The organism is Nonomuraea sp. NPDC050783 (genome assembly GCF_040802095.1).
Classification (GTDB): Bacteria; Actinomycetota; Actinomycetes; order Streptosporangiales; family Streptosporangiaceae; genus Nonomuraea.
This window is the reverse complement of record NZ_JBFAHK010000014.1, coordinates 22,777-47,074: the sequence shown is the minus strand read 5'-3', so window position 1 is coordinate 47,074 and position 24,298 is coordinate 22,777. Positions and strand designations below refer to the sequence as shown.

General features: G+C 73.3%; 27 protein-coding genes and 1 tRNA gene. 13 read left to right on the top strand and 15 right to left on the bottom strand.

Annotated elements, in window-relative coordinates:
• Positions 1-154 precede the first annotated feature (154 nt).
• The 4 genes from AB0H75_RS31915 to AB0H75_RS31900 are packed head-to-tail and all read right to left on the bottom strand — an operon-like array spanning position 155 to position 2,349.
• Positions 155-808, bottom strand: coding sequence for an SRPBCC family protein (locus AB0H75_RS31915; protein ID WP_367802786.1), 654 nt, complete (start codon positions 806-808; stop codon positions 155-157).
• Between the two features lie 31 nt (positions 809-839).
• Complete coding sequence (locus tag AB0H75_RS31910) at positions 840-1,217, bottom strand: hypothetical protein (RefSeq protein ID WP_367802784.1); 378 nt, start codon at positions 1,215-1,217, stop codon at positions 840-842.
• Positions 1,214-1,576, bottom strand: coding sequence for a hypothetical protein (locus tag AB0H75_RS31905; RefSeq protein WP_367802782.1), 363 nt, complete (start codon positions 1,574-1,576; stop codon positions 1,214-1,216). Before AB0H75_RS31905 ends, AB0H75_RS31910 begins: the two co-directional genes overlap by 4 nt.
• An 11-nt stretch (positions 1,577-1,587) precedes the next feature.
• Entirely contained in the window at positions 1,588-2,349 is a 762-nt protein-coding gene (locus tag AB0H75_RS31900; protein ID WP_367802780.1) for a TetR/AcrR family transcriptional regulator, read from the bottom strand.
• A 67-nt stretch (positions 2,350-2,416) separates the two neighbouring features.
• Here AB0H75_RS31900 and AB0H75_RS31895 point away from each other — a divergent pair, with 67 nt between their 5' ends.
• Entirely contained in the window at positions 2,417-3,781 is a 1,365-nt protein-coding gene (locus tag AB0H75_RS31895) for a DHA2 family efflux MFS transporter permease subunit (RefSeq protein ID WP_367802778.1), read from the top strand.
• Positions 3,751-4,245 carry a DUF523 domain-containing protein gene (locus AB0H75_RS31890; RefSeq protein ID WP_367802776.1) on the top strand — a complete coding sequence of 165 codons (495 nt, stop codon included), beginning with the start codon at positions 3,751-3,753 and terminating at the stop codon, positions 4,243-4,245. Before AB0H75_RS31895 ends, AB0H75_RS31890 begins: the two co-directional genes overlap by 31 nt.
• Here AB0H75_RS31890 and AB0H75_RS31885 read toward each other — a convergent pair.
• Positions 4,221-4,604 (bottom strand): hypothetical protein, encoded by a 384-nt coding sequence (locus AB0H75_RS31885; RefSeq protein ID WP_367802775.1) that lies wholly within the window; start codon positions 4,602-4,604, stop codon positions 4,221-4,223. The two genes, AB0H75_RS31890 and AB0H75_RS31885, sit on opposite strands and share 25 nt — an antisense overlap.
• A gap of 53 nt (positions 4,605-4,657) precedes the next feature.
• Positions 4,658-5,251, bottom strand: coding sequence for a TetR/AcrR family transcriptional regulator (locus AB0H75_RS31880; RefSeq protein ID WP_367802772.1), 594 nt, complete (start codon positions 5,249-5,251; stop codon positions 4,658-4,660).
• 128 nt (positions 5,252-5,379) lie between these two features.
• Between AB0H75_RS31880 and AB0H75_RS31875 the strand changes: the two genes are divergently transcribed.
• From AB0H75_RS31875 to AB0H75_RS31855, 5 genes are all read left to right on the top strand, one after another.
• Positions 5,380-6,750 (top strand): Dyp-type peroxidase, encoded by a 1,371-nt coding sequence (locus AB0H75_RS31875; RefSeq protein WP_367802770.1) that lies wholly within the window; start codon positions 5,380-5,382, stop codon positions 6,748-6,750.
• 104 nt (positions 6,751-6,854) lie between these two features.
• A complete protein-coding gene (locus AB0H75_RS31870; protein WP_367802768.1) occupies positions 6,855-7,544 on the top strand; it encodes a GAP family protein in 690 nt (229 codons plus the stop codon).
• A gap of 54 nt (positions 7,545-7,598) precedes the next feature.
• Positions 7,599-9,395 carry a Na+/H+ antiporter NhaA gene (gene nhaA / locus AB0H75_RS31865; RefSeq protein ID WP_367802766.1) on the top strand — a complete coding sequence of 599 codons (1,797 nt, stop codon included), beginning with the start codon at positions 7,599-7,601 and terminating at the stop codon, positions 9,393-9,395.
• Between the two features lie 59 nt (positions 9,396-9,454).
• Entirely contained in the window at positions 9,455-9,919 is a 465-nt protein-coding gene (locus AB0H75_RS31860; protein WP_367802764.1) for a hypothetical protein, read from the top strand.
• Positions 9,920-10,051: 132 nt separating this feature from the next.
• Complete coding sequence (locus AB0H75_RS31855) at positions 10,052-10,381, top strand: hypothetical protein (RefSeq protein ID WP_367802762.1); 330 nt, start codon at positions 10,052-10,054, stop codon at positions 10,379-10,381.
• Here the strand turns inward: AB0H75_RS31855 and AB0H75_RS31850 are convergent.
• On the bottom strand, positions 10,359-10,835 hold the full coding sequence (locus AB0H75_RS31850; protein WP_367802761.1) for a hypothetical protein: 477 nt from the start codon (positions 10,833-10,835) through the stop codon (positions 10,359-10,361). The genes AB0H75_RS31855 and AB0H75_RS31850 overlap by 23 nt on opposite strands.
• A gap of 46 nt (positions 10,836-10,881) precedes the next feature.
• Here AB0H75_RS31850 and AB0H75_RS31845 point away from each other — a divergent pair, with 46 nt between their 5' ends.
• Both AB0H75_RS31845 and AB0H75_RS31840 read left to right on the top strand, forming a co-directional pair.
• On the top strand, positions 10,882-11,883 hold the full coding sequence (locus AB0H75_RS31845) for a helix-turn-helix transcriptional regulator (RefSeq protein ID WP_367803145.1): 1,002 nt from the start codon (positions 10,882-10,884) through the stop codon (positions 11,881-11,883).
• Between the two features lie 116 nt (positions 11,884-11,999).
• The gene (locus AB0H75_RS31840; RefSeq protein WP_367802759.1) at positions 12,000-13,283 is read left to right on the top strand and encodes a PHB depolymerase family esterase; all 1,284 of its coding nucleotides are present in this window, start codon (positions 12,000-12,002) and stop codon (positions 13,281-13,283) included.
• Between the two features lie 11 nt (positions 13,284-13,294).
• Here AB0H75_RS31840 and AB0H75_RS31835 read toward each other — a convergent pair whose 3' ends face one another.
• Complete coding sequence (locus tag AB0H75_RS31835; RefSeq protein ID WP_367802757.1) at positions 13,295-14,278, bottom strand: serine hydrolase domain-containing protein; 984 nt, start codon at positions 14,276-14,278, stop codon at positions 13,295-13,297.
• A 39-nt stretch (positions 14,279-14,317) separates the two neighbouring features.
• Here AB0H75_RS31835 and AB0H75_RS31830 point away from each other — a divergent pair, with 39 nt between their 5' ends.
• On the top strand, positions 14,318-15,301 hold the full coding sequence (locus AB0H75_RS31830; protein WP_367802755.1) for a BtrH N-terminal domain-containing protein: 984 nt from the start codon (positions 14,318-14,320) through the stop codon (positions 15,299-15,301).
• 139 nt (positions 15,302-15,440) lie between these two features.
• On the top strand, positions 15,441-16,463 hold the full coding sequence (locus AB0H75_RS31825) for an ABC transporter permease (RefSeq protein WP_367802753.1): 1,023 nt from the start codon (positions 15,441-15,443) through the stop codon (positions 16,461-16,463).
• Between the two features lie 27 nt (positions 16,464-16,490).
• Here the strand turns inward: AB0H75_RS31825 and AB0H75_RS31820 are convergent.
• Positions 16,491-16,563, bottom strand: a tRNA-Ala gene (locus AB0H75_RS31820).
• Between the two features lie 66 nt (positions 16,564-16,629).
• A complete protein-coding gene (locus tag AB0H75_RS31815; RefSeq protein ID WP_367802751.1) occupies positions 16,630-17,532 on the bottom strand; it encodes a TetR/AcrR family transcriptional regulator C-terminal domain-containing protein in 903 nt (300 codons plus the stop codon).
• A gap of 183 nt (positions 17,533-17,715) precedes the next feature.
• Between AB0H75_RS31815 and AB0H75_RS31810 the strand changes: the two genes are divergently transcribed.
• Positions 17,716-18,993 (top strand): FAD-dependent monooxygenase, encoded by a 1,278-nt coding sequence (locus AB0H75_RS31810; RefSeq protein ID WP_367802749.1) that lies wholly within the window; start codon positions 17,716-17,718, stop codon positions 18,991-18,993.
• Here AB0H75_RS31810 and AB0H75_RS31805 read toward each other — a convergent pair.
• The 3 genes from AB0H75_RS31805 to nadD all read right to left on the bottom strand — a co-directional run bounded on the left by AB0H75_RS31805 (position 18,990) and on the right by nadD (position 20,720).
• Complete coding sequence (locus AB0H75_RS31805; RefSeq protein ID WP_367802747.1) at positions 18,990-19,619, bottom strand: histidine phosphatase family protein; 630 nt, start codon at positions 19,617-19,619, stop codon at positions 18,990-18,992. The genes AB0H75_RS31810 and AB0H75_RS31805 overlap by 4 nt on opposite strands.
• Positions 19,616-20,011: a ribosome silencing factor gene (gene rsfS / locus AB0H75_RS31800; RefSeq protein ID WP_367802745.1), complete on the bottom strand. Its 396-nt coding sequence runs from the start codon at positions 20,009-20,011 to the stop codon at positions 19,616-19,618. The genes AB0H75_RS31805 and rsfS overlap by 4 nt, the downstream gene beginning before the upstream one ends.
• 91 nt (positions 20,012-20,102) lie before the next feature.
• Positions 20,103-20,720, bottom strand: coding sequence for a nicotinate-nucleotide adenylyltransferase (nadD, locus tag AB0H75_RS31795; RefSeq protein WP_367802743.1), 618 nt, complete (start codon positions 20,718-20,720; stop codon positions 20,103-20,105).
• A 96-nt stretch (positions 20,721-20,816) separates the two neighbouring features.
• Between nadD and AB0H75_RS31790 the strand changes: the two genes are divergently transcribed.
• Positions 20,817-21,839 (top strand): M48 family metallopeptidase, encoded by a 1,023-nt coding sequence (locus AB0H75_RS31790; protein ID WP_367802741.1) that lies wholly within the window; start codon positions 20,817-20,819, stop codon positions 21,837-21,839.
• Positions 21,840-21,984: 145 nt separating this feature from the next.
• Here the strand turns inward: AB0H75_RS31790 and AB0H75_RS31785 are convergent, their stop codons facing one another.
• The gene (locus AB0H75_RS31785) at positions 21,985-24,012 is read right to left on the bottom strand and encodes a protein kinase (protein ID WP_367802739.1); all 2,028 of its coding nucleotides are present in this window, start codon (positions 24,010-24,012) and stop codon (positions 21,985-21,987) included.
• A 91-nt stretch (positions 24,013-24,103) separates the two neighbouring features.
• Complete coding sequence (locus tag AB0H75_RS31780; RefSeq protein ID WP_367802737.1) at positions 24,104-24,280, bottom strand: hypothetical protein; 177 nt, start codon at positions 24,278-24,280, stop codon at positions 24,104-24,106.
• Positions 24,281-24,298 lie beyond the last annotated feature (18 nt).

Sequence of the window (24,298 nt, the reverse complement as noted above, 5' to 3'; positions counted from 1 at the left end):
ATCATGGGACGAATCACCACCTTAACAGGACCGAAATATGGCTTTATTCCTGGCACCATCTCCGGCCGCGCCCGGGCCGGCCGCGCTCGGGCCGGAAACGCGAGAGCGACCGCCACGTGGGCGGCCGCTCTGGTCGGAAGCGGGCGGCGGGCGGTCACAGGACCGGCCGCGGGCCCTCCGGGGGCTCGTTGCGCGGAGGGACGGAACCGGGCGCCGGCAGGGTGTCCGGCGGCAGCAGCGTCGGGTCGGCGCCGCCGACCGTGCCCGGCGGGACCTGCTGGGCGCCGCCGTAGGTGGAGCCGGGCTCGTGCACGCCCGTGCCGGCACCGCCCGTGCCGAGGTCGTCGCGCTGGTGCGGGCCCGGCACGTCGCCGCGCCAGCCGCCGGTCTCCGAGCCGCGCGACTCGATGAACTCCTTGAAGCGCTTGACGTCGCCGTTGACCCGCAGGCGGACGAGCTGCAGCCAGTCGCCCGCGGTCTCGACGAAGCCCTCGGGGTCGTACTCCATCTGGAGCGTGACCCGGGTGTGGTTGTCGTCGATGCGGTGGAAGGTGACGACGCCGGCCTGGTTGGGCTTGTCCAGGCTGCGCCAGGCGACCCGCTCGTCCGGGTGCTGCTCGGTGATCTCGGCGTCGAACTCGCGCTTGACGCCGGCGATCTCCGTCACCCAATGGGTACGGGTGTCGGTGAGCTGCTTGACCGACTCCACGCCTTCCATGAACTCGGGGAAGCTCTCGAACTGCGTCCACTGGTTGTAGGCCACCCTGATGGGGACCTCTACGTCTACGGAATGCTCGATCGTGCTCATGGGTTCAGCCACTGCCCGCCCGGGCCGGAGGCTAACGCCTCCGTTTGAGCAGCCAGTACAGGCCGACGAACGGGAGCACGAGGGGGATGAACAGATATCCCTTGCCGTAGACGGACCACACGGTCTCGTCGGGGAAGGCGGCCGGGTCCACCACGCTGGCGGTGCCGATGATCAGCACTCCGGCCAGCTCGACGCCGAGCGCGGCCAGCGCCGTGCGCCGCGCGCCGCGCCAGAGCGCGACCGTGAGCAGGACGTAGACGGCCGCCGCGAACGCCGACAGGCTGTAGGCCAGCGGTGCCTCGCCGAACCTGGTGGCGATCTGCACCCCGGCCCGCGCCCCCGCGGCCAGCGAGAAGAGCCCGTAGACGGCGATCAGCGCCCGCCCGGGCCCGCTGCCGATGGAGCTCACGCGGCGCCCTGCCAGATCTGCAGCAGCCGGGCGTTCATGACCGCGATCGCGAACCCGGCGAGGGCCAGGATCGCCGTCCCCCACCGCGACCGCTCGGCCAGCGCCAGGAACACCCCGGCGGGCGGGATGACGACCTCGCCGATGAGGTAGCCCCACAGCGTGACCTTCTCCCGGGGCCCCGCTCCCCCGGACAACGCCGCGATCACGAAGCCGACCTGCACCAGCACGGCGAGTTCGAGGGCGGCGAAGCCGATCAGCAGCACCATGCCCATGGGCCGGCCGCGGAAGGCGGTGACCAGGCTCGCCAGCATGAGCAGCAGCGCGCCGGCGATGACGATCGCGGAGACGGTGGTGTTCATCGGGGCCAAGGCTATCGCCCGGGGCCGGCGCCCCCTCGCTCCGGTGACAGCTCGCGCTCGATGCCGTCGAACAGCCAGCGCAGGCCCCGCTCGAAGGTGTCGCCCGCCCCTGCCGCGCCCCCCTCGATCAGCGGCGCCAGGTGCGGCAGCTCGCCCCGCTCGACCAGCTCCCTGACGTACGGCTCGGCCAGGGCGGCCCGCTCGGCGTCGCTGATGCCCTCGCGCCGGGGCGCGGCCCGCTCCTGCGCCTCGCGCACCAGGAAGCCGGTCATGTAGTCGGTGTAGGCGGCCAGGAAGCGCCAGGTGGCCGCCGGCCCGGCGCCGAGCCGGGCGAGGACGGCCAGCTTGCGCTCGACGTGCCGCAGCGCGTGGGGCCCGACGGCGACGCCCCGCGTCGCGACGAGGTCCATCCGCCAAGGGTGGCGGCGGACGAGGTCGCGCTCGCGGCGGGCGATGTCCAGCAGCGCCTCGCGCCAGTCGCCGGGCACGGGCTCGTCGCCGCGCAGCTCGTCACCGCGCAACTCGTCACCGTGCAGCTCGTCACCGCGCAGCTCGGCGGCGATCTCGTCGAGCATGAGGGCCAGCAGGTCCTCCTTGCGCTCGATGTAGGAGTAGAGCGTCATCGCCCGGGCGCCCAGCTCGGTGGCCACGCGCCTGATGGAGACGGCGGCCAGCCCCTCGGCGTCGGCGATCGCGATGGCGGCGGCCACGATCGCCTCCCTGGTCAGGGCCGGGCGGCGGGGCGGCGACGGCCGCGACCAGACAGAACTCACGCTTCCCGATCCTAGGGCAGGCCCCACAGCAGACGCTACGGCGTACGAAACTGATACGGTGTACGACATGCGATACAGCGTACGAAAGCCGATCGCCACGACGGGCCTGGTCGTGCTCCTGGGCGGCGTCATGACGATGCTCGACTCGACGATCGTCAACGTCGCGCTCACCACGCTCGCCCGCGACTTCCACGCCACCCCCGCCACCGCGCAGCAGGCCGTCACCGGCTACCTGCTGGCCCTGTCGATGACCGTCCCGATGACCGGCTGGGCCGTGGGCCGCTTCGGCGCCAGGAACGTCTGGCTGACCTCGCTGCTGCTGTTCGCCGCCGGCTCGGCGCTCAGCGCGGCGGCCTGGTCGGTGGCGAGCCTGGTGGCCTTCCGCGCCGCGCAGGGGCTGGGCGGCGGCCTGCTCATGCCGGTGGGGCAGGCGATGCTGGCGCAGGCGGCGGGCAAGGAGCGCATGGGGCGGGCCATGGCGCTGATCACGGTGCCCGGCATGCTGGTGCCGGTGCTCGGGCCGCCGCTCGGCGGGGTGATCGTCGAGTCGCTGGGATGGCGCTGGCTGTTCCTGGTCAACGTGCCCGTCTGCGCGGTGGCGCTGCTCGCGGCACTCCTGCTGCTGCCGGCGGACGGCGGCGGTGGCGGCGCGGCCCAGCAGCCGCTCGACGTGCTCGGGCTGGCGCTGCTGTCCCCGGGGCTGGCCGCGCTGGTCTACGGCCTGTCGGAGGTGGGCAACGGGGCCTCGCCGCTGCATCCGGCGCTGTGGGCCGGGCTCGCGCTCGTCGCCGCCTTCGCGGTGCGGGCGCTGTGGGCGCCGGGGGCGCTGGTGGACCTGCGGCTGTTCGGCGACCGCACCTTCGCCGCGGCGGTGGGGGCGATGGTCTGCTACTCGGCGGCGATGCTCGGCTTCACCGTGCTCGTGCCGCTCTACAGCCAGCTCGCCCGCGGCGGCACCCCTCTGGAGGCGGGGCTGCTGCTGGCCCCGCTGGGGATCGGGGCGGCCGTCACGCTGCCGGTCGCGGGCAGGCTCACCGACAGCCGGGGCGCGCGGGGGGTCGCCGCGGGCGGAGTGGCCCTGGTGGCGGCGGGCATCGCGGCGTTCGCGGCGTTCCCCGGCCCGGGGCCGATCCTGGTGGTCGGGCTGGGGCACGGGCTGGTGTCCACGTCGGTGCTGGCGGCGGCGTACGCGACGCTGGAGCACGCGGCCATCCCGGCGGCGACCACGCTGAGCACGATCTCGCTGCGGCTCGCCTCGTCGTTCGGCGTCGCGGTGCTCGCGGTGCTGCTCCAGCTCGCCGGCGCGGCGGGCGCGGCGCGGCCCTACACCTACGCCTTCGGCTGCGCCGTCGCGCTGGCCGCCGTCTCGCTCGTCCCGATCGCCCTCCTAGGATCGAGGGCGTGGAAAAGATCCTCGTCAGCGCCTGCCTGATGGGCCGCCGGGTCCGTTACGACGGCGGCGCCAAGACCAGCTCGGCCGCCGTCCTCGCCGGGTGGCGGGAGGAGGGGCGGCTGGTCCCGTTCTGCCCCGAGGTGGAGGGCGGGCTGCCGATCCCCCGTCCGGCCGCCGAGATCGAGCGCGGCGCGGGCGGGGCCGCCGTGCTGGAGGGCACGGCCCGGGTGCTGGCCGCCGACGGCACCGACGTGACGCGGGAGTTCCTGGCGGGAGCGCGGCTGGCGCTGGAGGCGGCCAGGGCGGCCGGGGCCCGGCTCGCGGTGCTCAAGGAGGGCAGCCCCTCGTGCGGCGCGCTCGCCGTCTACGACGGCGCCTTCCAGGGTCGCCGGGTGCCCGGCCAGGGGGTCACCACGGCGCTGCTGGAGCGGCACGGCATCCGTGTCTTCAGCGAGGACCAGCTCGCCGAGGCGGCCGGCTACCTGCGCACCCTGGAGACGTAGAAGGCGGCGGCCAGCCCGGCGGCCAGCAGCGTCGCGATGACGCCGTGATACCAGACCAGCAGCGCGTCCGGAGCGGCCCCCGGCACGAGCGCGCCGGCCAGCAGCCCCAGCAGCACGCCGCTCAGCGCGCCCGCGTGGGTGTAGATCAGCCCGTCCCAGGCCCACCAGCGGGCCGAGAGCGCGCCGTACGCGCCGGTCAGCATCGCCGCGCAGCACAGCGACTCGGCGATCGCGGCCGGGACGATGACGGGCTGGCGCAGCGGGCCGAGCGTCAGCCCGGAGTGCAGCAGCACGGCCACGAGGAAGACCAGCGCGTACAGCAGGGAGAGCCGGCCCAGGGATTTGCGCAGTGCGTCCATGATGACCACGCTCGCACCGCGGCGGTCGCGCGCCATCGTCCCGGAGGAGGCCGTCAGCCTACGTCCTGTGCGGTAGCCGGCGTCAGCGTGCGGCGCACCAGCCGGATCACCTCGTCGATCGTCACCCGGGCGTCCTGCTCCGACTCGCACGCGGCCACCTCGCGGCCCGCCTCGCCCATCATGGTGGTGAGCAGGACCACCAGCACGTGGCTCTCGCGCGTGTCCGCCAGGCCCAGCAGCTTCTTGTTGCCGCCGATCCAGTCCCAGCCGCGCTGCCTGCGCAGCGTCGTGAACGCGGCCGGGCCGTCGTTCTCCAGGAACAGCCTGGCCACCTCGCGCTGCTCCCACGAGCCCTCCAGGTAGGCGCGCGCCCCGGCCAGGAACCGCTCGGTCGCGCTCGCGGCGGCCGCCTTGGCGGCCCGGGAGGTGCGCTCCTCCTGGCCGCGCATGAACTGCTCCCACAGCGCCAGGAACAATCCCGGCTTGCCGCCGAAGTGGTGGTACAGGCTGCCGACGCTGATGCCGGAGGTCTCCACGATGTCGGCGACCGTGGCCTCGGCGTACCCTCTGGCCAGGAACACCTCGCGGGCGGCGCGCAGCAGCGCGTCCCTGGTGCCGCTCGACCTGCCCCACCGGTGGCTTTTCATCCAGCACCCCTCACATCGGCATTATGGCCGTCTGTCCCGATAAATCAGGAAACTTTTCCCGCACCCCGGGAGTCTCTAGAGGTGGGGGCTCGGAAATGTCATTCCGAAACGGGGAAAGGGACTCGGCAATGCCAGTCGACCTGAACAACGCACAACCCCTGGCCTGGGACTCGGCCACGCTCGACGCGGACACCAAGGCGATGCTCGACAACCTTCAGCCGAACATCCTGCGCGCGCACGTGCGCGAGGAGCTGTCCGTCCTGTTCGTCCGGTTCAACGACGTGGCCGAGGGCAAGGCGTTCCTGCGGCACGTCGCCACCACCATGATGAAGTCGGCGCGCGAACACCTGAAGGAGGTGCGCGACTTCGCCACCGGCGGCCGTCGCGGCACGCCGTACGTCGGGATCGGCATCAGCAAGGCCGGTTACCGCGACCTCGGGCACTCGGTCGAGGACGTGCGCAAGTTCGGCGACCAGGCGTTCCGCGACGGCATGAAGCGGCGCGTCGCCGAGGTGAACGACCCGCCGGTGGATCAGTGGGACCGCGCCTACCAGCGGGAGATCCACGCCGTCATCCTCATCGGCGACGACCGGCCGGAGCCGGTGGCGGCGCTGCGCGAGAAGATCCTCGCCGCGCTGCCGGACAGCGCCCGGCTGCTCGGCGAGGAGCGCGGCCAGGGCATGCGCAACCCGGCCGGCGACGGCATCGAGCACTTCGGGTACGTGGACGGCCGCAGCCAGCCGCTGTTCCTCAAGGACGAGGTGGACCGGGAGCCGAAGAAGCGCTGGGACCCGGCGTTCCCGCTGTCCAACGTGCTGGTGCCGGACCCCTTCTCGCCCGACCCGCGCCGCCACCACGGCAGCTACCTGGTCTTCAGGAAGCTGGAGCAGAACGTGCGGGCGTTCAAGGAGATCGAGCGGGACCTGGCCGACGCGCTGGGGCTGGAGAGCGGCGACCGCGACCGGGCGGGCGCGATGCTCATCGGCCGTTTCAAGGACGGCACGCCGCTGACCGCCAAGGGCAAGGCGGGCGGCGGGCCGGTGTCCAACGACTTCACCTTCGACGGCGACGACGGCAGCAAGTGCCCCTTCAGCGGTCACGTCAGGAAGACCAACCCGCGCTCGTTCGGGCGCGAGGTGCTCATGGCCAGGCGCGGGCAGACGTACGGGGAGCGCGAGGACCAGCCGTGGGACGACGCGCCCCCCGAGACGCGGCCGAGCGGGGAGGTCGGGCTGCTGTTCATGGCGTTCAACGGCAGCCTGGTCGACCAGTTCGAGTTCACCCAGCACTCCTGGGCGAACAACCCCGACTTCCAGAACCCCGCGACCGGCCACGACCCGGTGATCGGCCAGGGCGAGCGGGCGATCAAGGTGACCTTCCCCAAGGTCTGGGGCAAGCCCGAGCTCTCGCCGCCGCAGGCCCAGGTGGCGCAGACGGTGACGATGAAGGGCGGGGAGTACTTCTTCGCGCCCTCGCTCGCGTACCTGCGCAACCTGTGATCCTGTGACCCGCCGCGTCGCGAGCCCGGCTGCATCGAAGGATGTACGCCGGGTTCGCCCCGGCGGAGGAGGCGGGGGCGGGCGCCGGCCAGCAGGATCGTCTCATGACGATCGGTCTGATGCTCACCCTCGCCGCCCTCGCGGTGATCGACAGCACCAGCTTCGGGACCCTGGTGATCCCCGTCTACCTGCTGCTGTCCCGTGACCGGTCCAGGACGTCCGGGCTGCTCGTCTACCTGGCCACGATCGCGGTCTTCTACTTCCTGGTCGGCGTGGCGCTCATGCTGGGGCTCACGGCGGCCCTGGAGAGCTTCGGCGAGGCCCTGCACAGCCGGGCCGCGTACTGGGTGCAGCTCGTGCTCGGCGTGGGGCTGTTCGCGCTGAGCTTCAGGTTCGACCCGAAGCGGCGGGCGAAGCGGGGCCGGCCGGAGCGCCGGTTCGAGCCGGTGGCGGGCGGGCCGCGGGCGATGGTGCTGCTGGCGCTGGGCGCCGGGGCGATCGAGGTGGCCACGATGGTGCCCTACCTGGCGGCCGTCGGCATCCTGACGACCTCCGGCCTGCCCGCCACGCGATGGCTGCCGCTGCTGGCCGGGTACGTGCTCGTCATGATCCTGCCGCCGCTCGCGCTGATGGGCCTGCGTGCCGTCGCGGGCGCCCGGCTGGAGCCCCGGCTGGAGCGGCTGCGGGCCTGGCTGACCAGGCACTCCGCGTCGATGGTGAGCTGGGCGCTGGCCATCATCGGTTTCCTGCTCGCCCGGGACGCGGCCTTCCAGCTGTTCTTCACCCCGAACTGATCGGCCCGGGGCGCGCCTCTAGGATCAGATCTCCGGGGGGAGGAGATCTGATCCATGTTGCGCACCTTCTTCAGGACGGAGGCCGGCAGCACCAGCGCGTTGCTCGTGGCCACCGTCCTGGCCCTGCTGTGGGCCAACTCCCCGTGGGGCGACACCTACGAGGCGTTCTGGCACACGCCGATGGGCATCTCGTTCGGCGCGGCCGACTTCTCGCTGGACCTGCGGCACTGGGTCAACGACGGGCTGATGACGCTGTTCTTCTTCGTCATCGGCCTGGAGGTCTCCTACGAGGTCCGGCTCGGGCAGCTGCGTGACCGGCGGCTGATCGCGGTGCCCGCGGTGGCGGCCTTCGGCGGCATGCTGGTGCCCGCGGGCCTGTACCTGCTGCTCAACGCGGGCGGGCCGGGCGCGGCCGGGTGGGGCGTGCCGATCGCCACCGACACGGCGTTCGTGCTGGGCGTGCTGGCCGTGGTGGGGGCGCGCTGCCCCGACCCGCTGCGGGCGTTCCTGCTGACGCTGGCCATCGTGGACGACGTCCTGGCCATCCTCATCATCGCGCTGTTCTACACGGCCGAGCTGTCGGTCCCCGCCCTCGTCACGGCCGCCCTGCTGCTGGCCGCCATCATGACGCTGCGGTGGCTGCGGATCTGGCGGGCGCCGGCCTACATCGTGCTGGGGTTCGCGCTGTGGGTGGCCACGCTGGAGAGCGGCCTGCACCCGACGCTGATCGGCATCGCGCTCGGCGTGCTCGTCTTCGTCTACGCCCCCAGCGACCAGAAGCTGCTGCTGGCCGGCGAGGCCGTCCAGGAGTTCACGAACGAGCCGAGCGCCCGCGCCGCCAGGGAGGCCACCCGCCGGGTCCAGCACGCCGTGTCCGTCAACGAGCGGCTGCAACTGCGCCTGCACCCGTGGAGCAGCTACGTGATCGTGCCGGTGTTCGCGCTGGCCAACGCGGGCGTGCGGCTGGACGGCGAGACCCTGCGGGCCGCGCTCACCTCGCCGGTGTCCATCGGGGTGGCGGCGGGGCTGCTGCTCGGCAAGTTCGTCGGCATCTCGCTCGGCACGTGGCTGCCGCTGCGGCTCAGGTGGGGCATCCTGCCGGGCAACCTGGTGTGGGGGCAGCTCCTGGGCGGGGCCGCGGTGTCCGGGATCGGGTTCACGGTGGCGCTGTTCATCGTGGACCTGGCCTTCCCCGACCCGGCGGTCCGCGCCGAGGCGAAGATCGGCATCCTGGCGGGGTCGCTGCTGGCGGCGGTGCTGGGCTGGGTGATCTTCCGGCTGGCGTGGGACCGGGGCGGGGTCTGCGCCCCGCCGGAGGCCGAGCCAGGCGAGGAGCTGCCCGAGATCCTGTCCGTGCCCGTGGGCCCGGACGACCACGTGCGCGGCCCGGCGGACGCCCCGATCACGATCGTCGAGTACGGCGACTTCGAGTGCCCCTACTGCGGCCGCCTGCACCCCGTGCTGGAGGAGCTGCGCGGGCGCCACCCCGACGTGCGGCTGGTCTTCCGGCACTTCCCGCTGCGGACCCTGCATCCGCGCGCCGCCCCGGCCGCGATCGTGGCCGAGGCCGCGGGCGAGCGGGGCCGCTTCTGGGAGATGCACGACGTCCTCTACGACAACCAGCGTTTCCTCACCGACGCCGACCTGGAGCACTACGCCGCCCAGCTCGGCGTCGAGCCGTGGGAGGACGTGCCGCGGCACGCCGCCAGGATCGCCCTCGACGAGGCGTCCGGCCGCGACAGCGGCGTGCGCGGCACCCCCACCCTCTTCCTGAACGGCGTCCGCTATCAGGGCCCGCTCGACCGGGACTCGATCGAGCGGGCGATAGCGGATCTGCGCCGATCCCCGTAGCCTTCCTGACCCAGGAACCTCACCCCCGCCGGAGCCCCTCCTTGACACTCGCCAGCTCGATGACCGTCATCAGCCTCATCACCCTGTTCCTCAACGCCGTCCTGCTGCTCGGCGGCCTGATCCTCATCGCGGTGCGCCGGCGCGCGCACGGGCGCGGCGCCACCCTCGGCATCGCCGGTTGCGTCGTGCTCCTGCTGGGCGTGGGATACGGCCTGCTGCAGAGCCTGCTGGCGCGGCCGCTGGCCGGCATGCTGGGCACGGAAGGCATGATCGTCGTGTCGGCCCTGGTCAGCACGATGTTCCACCTGTTCGGCGTCGGCCTGCTGATCGCCGGCGTGGCGGCCAGGCGCGACCCGCCGCAGCCCGCCCACCCCCAGGGCCCCCAGGGCCCGCAAGGGCCGCAGGGCTGGAACCAGCCGCAGCCCCCGTACCCGCCGCAGCCCCCGTACCAGCAGCAGCAGCCGCCCTACCCGCAGCAGCCCGGCTGGCAGAACCCGCCGCAGCCACCCTTCAACCAGGGCTGAGCCCCGCGCGCCCTGCGGGTGCCGCTGCCTCCCGTCACGATCACACGTGTCATGCGGTCTGGACGGGGCAGCAGACGAAAGTGTGACAATGTCGGCGAGAATCCGGCAACCCGCAGCGCGTTCGAGGGACACATGACTTCGCAGCAGCCCGGCCGGCAGGAGCCGGACCCCGAACAGACCATCCGGCGCCGCTCACCCCACCCGGAGCCGCCCCGGCCGGCCGAGCCCCCGGCGACCAGGCGGCTGGAGTACACGCCGGACATGTTGCCCGACGTCCAGCTCTACGAGACCAGGCCGCCGCGCTCCGGATGGCGGTGGGTGATCGTGGTGGGCGGGCTGGTGCTGCTGCTCGCGGCGCTGGCGGTGGCGGCCGTCCTGTGGGTGCGCAGTGCCCAGGCCGCCACCGCGGCCGTCAGCGGCGCGCCGTCCCATGGGGCGGTCATGCCCGCGTCAGCTCCATGACCCAGTTCGTCTCCCACTCCTCGGTGCCCATCTCGGTACCCGTCTCGGCGCCCATCTCGGCGAACGCCTGCTCCCAGCGGGCGGCGTCCGGGCCGAGGACGGTCCAGACGAACCGGCAGCGGACCGGCCTGCCCTCGTAGGTCTCCTCGCCGTAGAAGAGCCCGCGGCCGCCCTCGAACACGCCCACCATGGGCCGGGTGTCGAGCTCGCCGCGCGCGCTGCTGGCCCAGTAGATGGACCACCGGCGGGTGCCCGGGTGGCGGACGCGCACGGTCAGGCCGCTCCAGCCCCTGGTCGGGAAGGTGATCTCGTCGAAGCTGGCCGCGCCGTCGAAGTGCCGGGTGGCGACCGACCGGCCGGGGAACTCCTCCCATTCGGCGCTGCCGGACAGGGGCTTGAGGAGGCGGCGGTTGGCGACGTTCCAGTGGCCGGCGAGGAAGTCGAAGTCGTTCATGCGGAGGAACGTACGGCCGGGTCGCTGACAGGTAGTGTCAGTGATGATGCGTGCTTCCCGCCTGGTGTCGATCCTGCTGCTCCTGCAGACCCGTGGCCGGATGACCGCGCGCGAGCTGGCCGACCGGCTGGAGGTGTCGGTCCGCACGATCTACCGCGACGTCGAGTCGCTGCACGCCGCCGGCATCCCCCTGTACGGCGACGCCGGCCCGCGCGGCGGCTACCAGCTCCTCGACGGCTACCGCACCCGCCTGACCGGGCTGACCGCCGACGAGGCCGAGTCGTTGTTCCTGGCCGGGCTGCCGGGCCCGGCGGCGGAGCTGGGCCTCGGGGCGGTGGTGACGGCGGCGCAGCTCAAGCTGATGGCCGCGCTGCCGGTCGAGCTGCGTGACCGGGCCGGGCGGGTCCGGGAGCGCTTCCTGCTCGACGCGCCCACCTGGTACCGGGAGCGGGAGCCGGTGGCGTACCTGCCGGCCGTGGCCGACGCCGTGTGGAACGAGCGGCGGGTGCAGGTCAGGTACCGGCGGTGGAAGGCGCCGCAGGAGGTGGAGCGGCGGCTGGATCCGTACGGGCTGGTGGTCAAGGCGGGCCGGTGGTACCTGGTGGCCGGGGCGGACGGCGGCGTGCGGACCTACCGCGTCTCGCAGATCCTTGAGCTGCACGCGCTGGAGGAGGGGTTCTCCCGGCCCGAGGGGTTCGACCTGGCGGCCTACTGGGAGGACTACCTGACCGCGTTCGAGGCGCGGCTGCGGCGGGGCGAGGCGGTGGTGCTGCTGTCGCCGCGCGGGCTGGAACGGCTGCCCGACCTCATGACGCCGGGGATGGCGGAGGCGGCGCGGCGCACGGCCGGGCCGCCGGACGCGGCGGGCTGGACACGGGTCACGGTGCCGATCGAGTCGGTCGAGCACGCGCTGGGCGAGTTCCTGCGGCTCGGCGTGGACGTCGAGGTGCTGGCCCCCGCCGAGCTGCGGGAGCGGCTCGCCGCCACCGCCGCCGTGCTCGCCGAGCGCTACCGCGCCCCCGAAACTTTCACGGGCGAGAACCGCTGATCCGCGCTCCCCCGCAGCTCACAGACCCGCCACCGCACCCCGTCAGCCTGCCCCATTGCGATGCCGAAAGTTTCTTCACACACTCGCAATGTTTCAGGCGATCGAGAGGAGCCCGGATGAAACTGTCAGCGCGCCTGGCCGGCGCCGTGGTCGCGGCGGTGGCGCTCGTCGCCGCGATGCTGATCTCGGCGCCTCCGGCCGCCTCGGCCCAGCTGACCGAGGTAACCGGTTTCGGCACGAACCCCACCAACCTGCGCATGCACCTCTACGTGCCGGACGGCATCGGCGCCCGCCCGCCGCTGCTCGTCGCCGTCCATTACTGCACGGGCTCCGGCCCCGCCTTCTACTCCGGCACGGAGTTCGCCTCGCTGGCCGACCAGTACAAGTTCATCGTCGTCTACCCGTCGGCGACCAGGAGCGGATCCTGCTTCGACGTCTCCTCGCCGCAGGCGCTGCGGCACGACGGCGGCAGCGACCCGGTCGGCATCGTGTCCATGGTCAGGTACGTGCAGCAGCGCTACAACGCCGACCCCGAGCGGACGTACGTCACCGGCGCCTCCTCCGGCGCGATGATGACGAACGTGCTGCTCGGCGCCTACCCCGACGTGTTCAGGGCGGGAGCGGCGTTCATGGGCGTGCCGTTCGGCTGCTTCGCCACCACCGACGGGTCGAGCTGGAACAGCGCCTGCGCCAACGGCCAGATCGTCAAGACCCCCCAGGAGTGGGGCGACCTGGTACGCGCCGCCTACCCCGGCTACAGCGGCCCGCGCCCGCGCATGCAGCTCTGGCACGGCACGGAGGACGCGACGCTGCGCTACCCGAACTTCGGCGAGGAGATCAAGCAGTGGACGAACGTCCACGGCCTGAGCCAGACCCCGTCCATGACCGACCAGCCCCGCTCCGGCTGGACCCGGACCCGCTACGGCGGCACCGGCACCACCGTCGCGGTCGAGGGCATCAGCCTCCAGGGCGTCGGGCACAGCCTGCCGCAGGGCGGGATGGCCGCGATGGCGATCGCCTTCCTCGGCCTGGACACCGGCGGAGGCGGCCCGTCCCAGACGCCGACCGGGACCCCGCCGCCGCCCGGGGCGTGCAAGGTCGCGTACGCCATGAACACCTGGAACACCGGCTTCACCGCCAGCGTGACGATCACCAACACCGGGACGTCCCCGCTATCGTCCTGGTCGCTGGCCTTCACGCTGCCCGCCGGGCAGGCGGTCACCTCGGCGTGGAACGCCACCGTCTCCCCGGCCTCGGGAGCGGTGACGGCCAGGAACGTCACCTACAACGGCGCCCTGGCGCCCGGGGCGTCCACCCAGTTCGGCTTCCAGGCCACGCACGGCGGCAACACCGCCGCGCCGTCGTCGTTCACCCTGAACGGCGCCGCCTGCACCACCTGACCCCGCCCCCGCTAGGCCGCGAGTTCCTTGATCACGGCCGTGGTCAGGGCGGTCATCCGGTCCTCGTCGTCGTCCAGGGCGAGGATGACGAAACCGGAGCGCCGCCCGGCCAGGCGGACGAGTTGCGCGCACAGCCCGGCCCATCTGCCGCCGTGCTGGTAGACGGGCCGGCCCGCGTACTCGCGGACGCCGAGGCCCCAGGCGTAGTCGAGCGGCGTGCCGTCGTCCAGGCGGCCGGGCGTCTGCAGGAACGCGGAGACGCCCAGCTCGTCGCCCTCCAGGGCCTGGTTCCAGCGGACGAGGTCCACGGCCGTGGACCAGACCCCGCCGTCGCCGAGGGACAGCGGCGCCGGGTACCGCGCGTCGAGGGGGGCGGCTCCGGGCGGATGCGGGGCCGGGCCGGACCAGTACCGGGTGGCGGTCATCCCGAGCGGGCCGAACACGTGCTCGCGGGCGAAGTCGGCCAGCGGCCGGCCCGCCGCGCGCTCGACGACGACGGCCAGGCAGACGTAACCGGTGTTGCTGTAGCGGTGCTCGGTCCCCGGCGGGCAGGCGAGACCGTCGAACCGGGCGAGCCCGTCGAGGACCGCGGCGGTGGTGAGGTCGAGCCCCGCGCGGTGGAGCTCGTCGAACTCGACGCCCTCGGGCAGGCCGCTGGTGTGCGAGACCAGGTGCCGCACCCGCACGGAGCCCGTCCACGCGGGCAGCTCGGGCAACCACCGCGTCAGCGCCGAGTCGAGGTCCAGCAGGCCCCGCCGGACGAGGAGCGCCGCGCAGGCGGCCGTGATCTGCTTGGACAGCGACGCGGCGTAGACCACGGTGCCGGCGGCCAGCGGCTCCCCGGTCGCGGCCCGCCCCTGGGCCAGGAAGACGGGCGGCGCGCCGCCGTGCCGCACGCCGACCACGAGCGGGTCGTCGGCGCCGTAGCCGGCCGTCCCGGCGTGTGCGGCGATGCGGGCGCGCAGCCCTGCCGGAGGTGCCTGGTCGGGGTTCATTGGACTCTCCTCCTGTGGGAGAGGGCATGATACCGACGCATGACCATCGTGAAGGACATCGAGGCACGCGGCACCCACCACTGCGAGACGACGGCGCTGGGGGTGCTGCTGCGGCACGAGGGGCTCGACCTGTCCGAGGCCATGCTGTTCGGGCTGGGCGCGGGCCTGTCCTTCATCTACTGGGACGGCAAGGGCATGCCGTTCCCCTTCCTCGGCGGCCGCGTCAAGCCCTTCGAGCTCACCAGGAGCCTGGCCGCCAGGCTGGGGCTGACGCTGACGGTCCAGGAGACCGCCTCCGCGCGCAGGGCGTGGGACAACGTGGCCGCCCCCATCGACGCCGGCCGGCCGGTCGGCCTCCAGCTCGACTGCTACCACCTGGACTACTTCCGCTCCAAGGTGCACTTCGGCGGCCACGTCGTCGCCATGTACGGCTACGACGAGCACGACGCCCACCTGGTGGACACCGCCCAGCAGGGCGGCGCGGTGCGTACCAGCCGGGAGAGCCTGGCCAGGGCGCGGGCCGAGCGCGGCCCGATGACCGCCAGGAACCGCTCCTTCACCCTCGCCCTGCCGGCCGGCCCCGTCCCCTGGCAGGACCGGATCGTCCCCGCCGTCAGGGACTGCGCCACCGCCTTCCTCGCCGCCCCCATCGCGAACCTCGGCCACCGCGGCATCGGGAAGGCCGCCGGGCAGGTGCCCACGTGGCTGTCGCGCGCCGCCGAGCCGCGGCGCGACCTCCCCCAGGCCGCTCTCCTCATGGAGCACGGCGGCACCGGCGGCGCCCTGTTCCGCGCCCTCTACCGCGACTTCCTCGACGAGGCCGCCCGGCTGGTCGGCGGCGACGGCCTGCGTACCGGCCACCGGCTGTACGCCGAGGCGGCCACCCTGTGGACGGACGTCTCCGCCCTGATCGCCAAGGCCGGGGAGAGCGGCGACGCCGGGCACCTCGAACGGGCCGGCGCGATCCTCCGCGACCTCGCGCGCCTCGAAGAGGACGCCATGCGGGTGCTGAGCCGGCTGTAGCCGGCGGTGGCCGGCGGTGGCCGGCGGTGGCCGGCGGTGGCCGGCGGTGGCCAAGGAAGGGGCCGGCGGGGCCAAACTTCCCTCAGGGGCGCGTGTCAGCGGGCGGGCGGCGCCCCTCGCGTGCCTAGCGTGTGGGGGCATGGACGAACGGACAGGCCACGGCTGGGCGGCCTTCAGGGAGTCACCGTTCTTCCCCGCGACCGTGATCGTGCTGATCCTCGCCGCCGCGGCGGGGTTGTTCGCCGGCTCCTACACCTACGCCATGGCCGACCCGACCCCGCACCGCGTCCCGATCGCGGTGGTCGGGGTCAGCCACGAGACCGTACGCGGCAAGGCGTTCGCCACCGGCCTGGGGGAGCTGCTGAACGCCTCGCTCGCCCTGTCCTTCGAGAGCTCCTTCGAGCAGGCCAGGCAGGAGGTCGAGGAGCAGCGGGTCTTCGGCGTCATCGAGGTGCGCGGGGACGACGTCACGCTGAACGTGTCGGGCGCCTCCGGCGCGTCGGTGGCGCAGCTGCTCAGCGAGGCGGCGCCGCAGGTGGCCCGGCGCGTCGGCGTGCGGCTGACGGTGCGGGACATGAAGCCGCTGCAGAAGGGCGACCCGCGCGGGCTGGCGCTGTTCTACATCACCCTCGCCGCGGTGATCATCGGGTTCGTCGGGGCGGTGCAGCTCAGCGTCAACGCCGGGGTGCTGGCCGCGTGGCAGCGCATCCTGTTCACGGCGGCGTACTCGGCGCTGGGCGCGCTGTCCATCGCGGCCGTCGTGGACTGGCTGCTGGGCGCGCTCGACCTGCCGCTGCTGGAGTCCTGGTTCATCCTGGCGCTGACCATGTTCGCCTCGGGGATGGTGTTCACCATGTTCAACACCCTCCTCGGGCGCTGGGCGATGCTGCCCACCTGGGGGTTGATGGTGCTGCTCGGCAACCCGTCCTCGGGCGGGGCGGTGTCGTGGCCGCTGCTGCCGTCGCCGCTGGGCACCATCGGGCGCTGGCTGCCGCCCGGGGCCTCGATCAACGCCCAGCACACCGCCGTCTACTTCGGCGGGCACCAGCGGCTGATGCCGTTCCTGGTGCTGGGGGCGTGGGCGCTGGTGTCGTGCGCCGTCTTCCTGATCTGGCGGGACCGCCATCCGCGGTCTCCCGCCGCCGAGGCGGCTCCCACCTAGCTTCCGCCCGGTTTCCCCTCGATGAGGTGGAGCTATGGGGATTCGAACCCCAGACCTCCTCCATGCCATGGAGGCGCGCTACCAACTGCGCTATAGCCCCTGGTCACCGCTCCGAGCCCACCCGTTGCGGCGCTCCGAGAGCATATAGCCATCCGCCCCGATTCGCCTAATCGCGACGGCCGGTCCGGGCCCGCGCCACCAGGACGGCTATGCCGTCGAGATGGCCGCGCAGCCCGAACTCGAAGATGGAGTCCAGGTCCATGTCGAGGTCCGGCTGCCCCACCACCTTGGCGAGCGTCGGGAACGCGCCGTCCGCCAGGAGGGCGCCGAGCTCGGCCCACCGGGCCTCGATCCACTCGTCCTCGGTGATGCCGGTCTCCGTGCGGGCCTGCAACTCGGTCTCCAGGCTGACGGCGGCGCCGCGGACGAGGCTCAGCAGGGACGTGGCGGCGTGCAGCATGGTGCGGGCGTCGAGGCCGAGGCCGTCCAGGGCGTGCAGCAGGCGCTCGGTGTGGGCCATGCCGCTGGGGACGAACTCGGGACGGGTCAGGGAGACGGCTTGGGCGAGCCAGGGGTGGCGGCGGTGGATGCGCCACAACTGGCGCAGCGCCAGCTCCAGCCGGGGCCGCCAGCCGCGCGGCACGCGGGCGGCCGGCGGGTCCTCGGCGTAGACGGCGTCGGCCATCAGGCGGACGAGGTCCTCCTTGCCCTCCACGTGCCGGTACAGGGACATGGCGGAGGCGTTCAGCTCGGTGGCGACGCGGCGCATCGTGACGGCCGCCAGCCCCTCCCCGTCGGCGATCCCGACCGCGACCCGGACGATGCGCCGCCTGGTGAGCTCGGCGGCCGGAGGGCGCTCGTCCCGCCCGGCCACCACGGTCCCCACCCCCGGGACGGCCCGCGCCAGCCCCTCCTCCTGCAAGCGGCCGAGGACCTTGCCGGCGGTCGCCATGGCGACGCCCCACTCGCGGACGATCCGCCGGGTGGAGGGCAGCCGGTCGCCCGGCGCCAGCTCGCCGGAGGTGATCCGCCGCCGCAGCTCGTCCACGATGTGCGCCGCCCTGGTCACGTGCCCGCCCTTCCGCGGAAGCGCCCTAGTACGCCAGGACGCCCGCGAGCCGTCCCGCCATCTCACGGATCTCCGGCGCACTAGTACGCCAGACCCTCATCTTGCCCGCTGAACAGGCCCCTGCCTACGGTCTGCATACACGGTAAACCACCGCACTACCCCCGTCCACCAGGAGGAGACACCATGCGCGCCCTGAACGTGCTCATCTCGGGCGGCGGCATCGCCGGCCCCGCGCTCGCCCACTGGCTCGTCCGCCGGGGCGACCGCGTCACGCTCGTCGAGCGGGCCCCGTCCCTGCGCCCCGGCGGCCAGGCGGTGGACTTCCGCGGCGGCCCGCAGCTGGAGGTCCTGGAGCGCATGGGCATCCGCCGGGCGGTGGAGGAGCACCAGACCCACATGGGCGACATCACGATCGTGGACGAGCGCGGGCGGCGCCGGTCGCGCCTGCCCTCGGCGATCTTCAGCGGCGACGTCGAGATCCTGCGCGGCGCGCTGAGCCGCATCCTGCACGACGCCTCCGGCGGCGCCGAGTACGTCTTCGACGACTCGATCACCTCCCTGGCCGAGACCCCCGGCGGCGTCGAGGTGACCTTCGAGAAGGCGCCGCCCCGCCGCTTCGACCTGGTCGTGGGCGCGGACGGCATCCATTCCAAGGTACGCGAGCTGGCCTTCGGCGGCGACGGGGCCGAGCTGCGCCACCTGGGCCTCTACCAGGCCGCCTTCCGGGTGCCCGGCACGTACGGGCTCGACCGCGCGGGCGTGATGCACAGCGCCCCCGGCAGGTGCGCCACCATCATGCGGACCAACGGCGAGACCCGGGCCTCCCTGGACTTCGCCGCGCCGCCCCTCGCCTACGACCACCGCGACCGCGACCGCCAGCGCGAGCTGGTCGCCGCCGCCTTCGACGGTCTCGGCTGGGAGATCCCGTCCCTGCTGGAGGCCATGTGGACCGCCGAGGACTTCTACTTCGCCCCCGCCGCCCAGGTCGTCCTGCCCGCGTACTCGGCCGGACGGGTGGTGCTGCTGGGCGACGCCGGTTACGCGCCGGGCCCGGGCGGCATGGGCACGGGGCTGGCGCTGATCGGCGCGTACGTGCTGGCCGGCGAGCTGGCCGCGGCCGCCGGCGACCACCGCACCGCCTTCGCCCGCTACGAGCAGGAGCTGCGCCCCTACGTCGAGACCTGCCAGAAGCAGGCCAGGGGCGCGGACAAGTTCCTCGTCCCCCAGAAGCGCCGGCAGATCTGGTGGCGCGACCAGGCGATGCGCATGCTCCCCTACCTGCCCTACCGGAACCTGGTCAGGAAGATGGCGACCAGGGCCGCGAGCGCCATCACGCTGAAGGACCATCCCGCGCCGGAGGGCGGCCCCGCCCCGGCCCGGGCACGCTCCGGCCAGGACCCGGCGCCGCACGGCCCTCGCACCGTACGGCTGGGCCCCGAGGACCCGGCCGGATCCTGCTAGACCTCGGCGTCCGGCTTGTCGTCGCTGCTGATGGGCTCGGGCAGGGTGCCGGCGTTGTGCTCCAGCAACCGCCAGCCCTTGCGCCCCTCCTGCAGCACCGACCACGAGCAGTTGCCCAGCCCGCCGATCGCCGGCCACAGCTCCTCGGGCAATCCGAGCAGCTCGCAGATGCCGAGCCGCAGCGCCGCGCCGTGCGAGGCCACGACCAGCAGCCCGTCGTCCTCCAGCTTGGCCGCCCACCGGCGCATCGCCGTCGCCACGCGCACGGCGACGTCCTGGACGGCCTCTCCGTCGGGCGCCTCCCAGTCGGCGTACTCCTTGGGCCAGCGCGCGGCGATCTCCTCCCGCGTCAGCCCTTCCCACTGGCCGCCGCCGCGCTCGCGGAAGTCCTCGTCGACGTGCACGTCGAGCCGGACCAACCGGCCGAGCGCGAGCGCGGTGTCGTTGGCCCGCCGCAGATCGGAGGAGACGATGAGGGTGGGCCGGAGCGAGGCCAGCAGCGAGGCGGCCCGCGCCGCCTGCGCGACGCCGGTCTCATCGAGCGGGATGTCGGAGTGCCCCTGGAAACGTTGCTCGACGTTCCACAGAGTCTGCCCGTGGCGCAGACACACGATGCGCTTGCTCAAGTGCGCGCCCGCTGCAGGTTGGCCTGCATGACGCTCTCCGGCAGCGAGATGGCCGGGCAGTCCTTCCACAGGCGTTCGAGGGCGTAGAACGTGCGGTCCTCTTCGTGCTGGACGTGCACGACGATGTCGATGTAGTCGAGCAGCACCCAGCGGCCCTCACGCTCGCCCTCGCGGCGCACGGGCTTGGCGTCCGCCTCGGTGCGCAGCCGTTCCTCGATCTCGTCGACGATGGCGCGGACCTGACGGTCGTTGGTGGCGGAGCAGAGCAGGAAGGCGTCGGTGATGACGAGCTGCTCGCTCACGTCGTAGGCGAGGATGTCATCGGCCAGCTTGTCGGCCGCGGCTTCCGCGGCGATACGCACGAGCTGGACGGCTCTGTCAGATGCGGTCACGATACGGGTCTGTCCTCCTGTGTCGGCAGCATGCCCATATGTTGAGGGTACCCGTCCAGGCCGAAACCCCTCACGTACGGCACGGATAGCCTCACCCGTGGGCGTGGTACAACCCGCGCTTGTTGATGTACTGGACGATCCCGTCGGGAACGAGATACCAGATCGGCTCCCCCTTGGCCACCCGCTGGCGGCACTCCGACGACGAGATGGCCAGCGCGGGGATCTCCAGCAGCGTCACCCGGCCCTCGGGCAGGCCCGGGTCGTGCAGCGTGTGGCCGGGCCTGGTGCAGCCGACGAAGTGCGCCAGCTCGAACAGCTCGCCGGCCTGCTGCCAGCCGAGGATCGCGCCGAGCGCGTCGGCGCCGGTGATGAAGAACAGCTCGGTGTCCGGTCCGTAAATATTTGCTATGTCGCGCAACGTGTCGATGGTGAACGTCGGCCCGGGACGGTCCACGTCCACGCGGCTGACGGAGAAGCGGGGGTTGGAGGCGGTGGCGATGACCGTCATGAGGTAGCGGTCCTCGGCCGCCGAGACCTCGCGCCCGGACTTCTGGTACGGCCGTCCGGTCGGCACGAAGACGACCTCGTCCAACTCGAAATGGTGGGCGACCTCGCTGGCGGCGACGAGGTGACCATGATGGATGGGATCGAACGTCCCTCCCATCACCCCCACGCGCCGCATCCCCTGCGTCCCAGGCGCATTCATCATGAAACGGACCTTACGCGGGCGCTGTGCCACAACTCGACGGGACCCCCCTTCGCGATGTCCGCGCGCCACTTCGGTTGCGGACGTAGCATGCCGGGCATGACGACCACCCCGGACCGCAATCGCGTCCAACTGCCCGGCATCTCGTCCCGAGCCTACGAACACCCCGCAGACCGGTCCGCGCTGGTCGCTCTGCGTAAGTTGAGTGGGTTCGACACGGTTCTCAAGCAGATGTCCGGTCTCATCAGCGAGCGCCGCCTGCGCCTGATGTACCTCGCGTCGGCCGTCCGCGTCAGCGAGACGCAGTTCCGCAGCGTCTACGACATGGGGCGAGACGCCGCCTACACGCTCGACCTGCACCGGATCCCGGAGATCTACATCCAGCAGGACCCGCAGGTCCAGGCCAAGGCCATCGGCTTCGACGACCCGTTCATCGTCGTGACCACCGGCCTGCTCAACCTCATGAACGAGGAGGAGCAGCGCTTCGTCATCGGCCACGAGACCGCCCACATCCTCTCGGGGCACGCGGTCTACCGGACGATGCTCGACATCCTCACCCGCCTCGCCACCCGCGTCGCCTGGATCCCGCTCGGCTACATCGGCCTGCGGGCCATCGTCGCGGGCCTGGAGGAGTGGTACCGCAAGTCGGAGCTGTCCTCTGACCGCGGCGGCCTGCTCGTCGGCCAGGACCCGGAGGCGGGCAAGAGGGCGCTGATGAAGCTCGCCGGCGGCGACTACACCCACGAGATGAACATCGAGGCGTTCCTGGAGCAGTACCAGGAATACGACACCGCGGGCGACCTTCGCGACGGCTTCCTCAAGGTGCTCAACCTGCTCGGCACCACGCACCCGTTCGCCGTGGTGCGCGTGGCCGAGCTGGACAAGTGGCAGCGCAGCGGCGAGTACGAGAGCATCCTCGGCGGCAACTACCCGCGCCGGGAGGACGACTCCAACGCACGAGTGACCGACGAGATCAAGGCCGCGGCCGAGTCCTACCGCGCGTCCTGGCAGCAGTCGCAGGACCCGTTCATCGGGGTGCTGCGTGACGTGGCCGAGGGCGCGGTCAACGCGGGCGAGCGCATCTTCAACCGTTTCTCGCGCCGCGACGGCGGCCAGGGCTGACCTGCCGATCGGCACCTGCGCGGCCGGCCGGCGTGATCGGCCGCGCCCCCGGCCCGCCGACGCCGGCGGGCCGGAGATCACGCCCCCCGGGGCGCCGCGCTGAAGCCGACGCTGAAGTAGGCTCTGAAGCGCTGGAGCAGGCGCGCTAGAGCAGGAGGGCGATGGCGCGTACGGCGGCCGCGCACAGGGCGACGAACCCGCCCAGCACCGCCAGCGCCCGCAGCCCCTCCCGGCGCAGCTCCGGCAGCCGCCCGCCGATCCGCTCGATCTCGCGCCCGGTGATGCCGCCGCACAACATCCCGAACACCACGCCCGCCACCGTCACGGGCGCGGGCTGTTGCCACCAGTCGGTGTCGATCTGACCGCCGCCGGTCACCCACAGCGCTCCGCCCGACGCCACCGCGACGGGCACGCCGGGCCAGACCACGGCGGTGGCCACCGCGCCGGCCAGCGCCAGCGGGAACAGCAGCACGCGCAGCGCCACCCGGGCCCGCCGCGAGGTGCGGTTCCTGACCATCCAGTGGTTCATCCACAACGTCCTGGTCAGCACCACGAAGGCGGCCGTGATCGCGATGGAGGCGATCGGCCAGATCACCGAGGTCACCACGCACGGCACAGCCAGCACCGCGAGCAGCAGCAGCGCGCCGTTGCCCGCGGGCAGCGTGGTGGGCGCGTCGCTCCCGCGCCTGACCTGCGGGCGGGCCGCCGCCGCGCGGGTCCGCACCGCCGCGGCCGCCCGGGCGCGGGGGGTGGCCATCCTGGCACGCGGCCCGGCGGGCTTGCCGTCGGCGCTCCCCCGGCCGCGCGGCACGGGCGCCTTGCCGTCGGTGCCGGTCCGGATCCGCGCCACGGCCCCGTCCATCCTGCTCCGCGCGACACCGCCGTCCGCCCCGCTCCCACCACGCCCCCGCCCGGCCGCGCCATCAGCGGGAGTCCGCCCCCGCGCGGCACCACCGTCGGCAGGGGTCCGGCCACGCGCGGCAGCCCCGTCACCAGGAGTACGCCCGCGCGCAGCGGCCCCATCAGCCGGAGTCCGCCCACGGGCAGCGCCCCCGTCAGCAGGGGTACGGCCGCGGGCGGCGGCCCCGTCGGCGGGAGGCCGGCCGCGGGCGGCGGCCCCGTCGGCGGGAGGCCGGCCGCGGGCGGCGGTGCCGTCGGCGGGAGGCCGGCCGCGGGACGGGGTGGCCTTGCCGTCAGCGGTGGCGGCGCGCGTCCGGTCGTTCCCGGTGCGGCGGGGCGGCGGCACCTTGCCGTCGGCGCCCGCCGGGTTCGGCCGCCCGCGCGCGGGCTTGGCCTCCCCTCTGGCGCCTTCCTCCGCGCCCCTGCCCCGCGCCGGCCCCTCCTCGGGGGCCTCGCCGCCCGGCTCGGTCTCCGGCGCGCTGGTGGCCCGGGCCAGCCGCGACAGCCGGTCGGCCAGCAGCGCCGCCGTGGGCCGCTTGCCGGGCTCCCTGTTGAGCGCCGCGCGCACCAGCGGTAGCAGCTCGACCGGCACGCCCTTGAGGTCGGCCTGCCCGTTCAGCACGGCGTACATCTGCGCCTCGGCCGTCCCCCGCCCGAACGTCGGCCGCCCGGTCGCCGCGAACGCCACCGTCGCCGCCCAGGCGTGCACGTCGGCGGGCGAGTCGACGTGCTCGTCGGCGAAGATCTCCGGCGCGGTGTAGCCGGGCGTGCCGAGGAAGGTGCCGGTCATGGTCAGCCGGGTCGCGTCCAGCACCTGGGCGATCCCGAAGTCGATGAGCACCGGCCCCCGGGCGGACATGATGATGTTGCCGGGCTTGAGGTCGCGGTGCACGACCCCGGCCGCGTGGATGATCGCCAGCGCCGCCGCGATGCCCTGCGCCATCTCCACCAGCTCGGCGACGTCGAGCGGCCCGTCCTGGCGCACCTTCTCCAGCAGCGTGACGCCTTCGATGTGCTCCATCACCAGGTACGGCCGCGCGCAGTCGAGATCGGCGTCCAGCACCTTGGCCACGTACGGGCTCTCGACCCTGCGCAGCGCGCGGACCTCGCGCTCCAGCCGGACGCGCGAGGTCCGGTCCTCGGCCAGGTCGTGCAGGACCTTGAGCGCGATGCGCTCGCCCCGGCGGGTGGTCGCGAGGTAGACCTCGCCCATGCCGCCCCGGCCGAGCCGCTCGACCAAGGTGTACGGCCCGACCTTGCCGAGCTTGCTCACCGTCCCTCCCCGCCCGGCGCGCCCATAAGGGACACAACCCTAGCGTCGGGACGGCGATCAACGCTCGCGGCGCGCCGGAGGTCATGCGGGTTTATCGGCGTGAGTGGTCGGAGAGCATGGCGTCGAGCCCGGCGGTGGGCTCCTCCGACAGCCGCCTGCGGCCCTTCCTGCGCCAGTGGACGTGACCGAGGCTCTCCAGCCAGAGCAGCAGGCGGTCGGCGCCGAACAGCACCGCGGCGACGAAGGCGAGGGCGACGATGATCTCCATGCCCCCCAGTCAAGCCGT

Coding starts and splice junctions, on each gene's coding strand:
- AB0H75_RS31860 (WP_367802764.1), top strand. CDS start 9,455: ATGACCGTCATCAGCCTCATCACCCTGTTCCTCAACGCCGTCCTGCTG.
- AB0H75_RS31840 (WP_367802759.1), top strand. CDS start 12,000: ATGAAACTGTCAGCGCGCCTGGCCGGCGCCGTGGTCGCGGCGGTGGCG.
- AB0H75_RS31915 (WP_367802786.1), bottom strand. CDS start 808: ATGAGCACGATCGAGCATTCCGTAGACGTAGAGGTCCCCATCAGGGTG.
- AB0H75_RS31895 (WP_367802778.1), top strand. CDS start 2,417: ATGCGATACAGCGTACGAAAGCCGATCGCCACGACGGGCCTGGTCGTG.
- AB0H75_RS31845 (WP_367803145.1), top strand. CDS start 10,882: ATGCGTGCTTCCCGCCTGGTGTCGATCCTGCTGCTCCTGCAGACCCGT.
- AB0H75_RS31875 (WP_367802770.1), top strand. CDS start 5,380: ATGCCAGTCGACCTGAACAACGCACAACCCCTGGCCTGGGACTCGGCC.
- AB0H75_RS31790 (WP_367802741.1), top strand. CDS start 20,817: ATGACGACCACCCCGGACCGCAATCGCGTCCAACTGCCCGGCATCTCG.
- nhaA (WP_367802766.1), top strand. CDS start 7,599: ATGTTGCGCACCTTCTTCAGGACGGAGGCCGGCAGCACCAGCGCGTTG.
- nadD (WP_367802743.1), bottom strand. CDS start 20,720: ATGATGAATGCGCCTGGGACGCAGGGGATGCGGCGCGTGGGGGTGATG.
- AB0H75_RS31880 (WP_367802772.1), bottom strand. CDS start 5,251: ATGAAAAGCCACCGGTGGGGCAGGTCGAGCGGCACCAGGGACGCGCTG.
- AB0H75_RS31810 (WP_367802749.1), top strand. CDS start 17,716: ATGCGCGCCCTGAACGTGCTCATCTCGGGCGGCGGCATCGCCGGCCCC.
- AB0H75_RS31905 (WP_367802782.1), bottom strand. CDS start 1,576: ATGAACACCACCGTCTCCGCGATCGTCATCGCCGGCGCGCTGCTGCTC.
- AB0H75_RS31885 (WP_367802775.1), bottom strand. CDS start 4,604: ATGGACGCACTGCGCAAATCCCTGGGCCGGCTCTCCCTGCTGTACGCG.
- AB0H75_RS31835 (WP_367802757.1), bottom strand. CDS start 14,278: ATGAACCCCGACCAGGCACCTCCGGCAGGGCTGCGCGCCCGCATCGCC.
- AB0H75_RS31825 (WP_367802753.1), top strand. CDS start 15,441: ATGGACGAACGGACAGGCCACGGCTGGGCGGCCTTCAGGGAGTCACCG.
- AB0H75_RS31780 (WP_367802737.1), bottom strand. CDS start 24,280: ATGGAGATCATCGTCGCCCTCGCCTTCGTCGCCGCGGTGCTGTTCGGC.
- AB0H75_RS31870 (WP_367802768.1), top strand. CDS start 6,855: ATGACGATCGGTCTGATGCTCACCCTCGCCGCCCTCGCGGTGATCGAC.
- AB0H75_RS31850 (WP_367802761.1), bottom strand. CDS start 10,835: ATGAACGACTTCGACTTCCTCGCCGGCCACTGGAACGTCGCCAACCGC.
- AB0H75_RS31855 (WP_367802762.1), top strand. CDS start 10,052: ATGACTTCGCAGCAGCCCGGCCGGCAGGAGCCGGACCCCGAACAGACC.
- AB0H75_RS31830 (WP_367802755.1), top strand. CDS start 14,318: ATGACCATCGTGAAGGACATCGAGGCACGCGGCACCCACCACTGCGAG.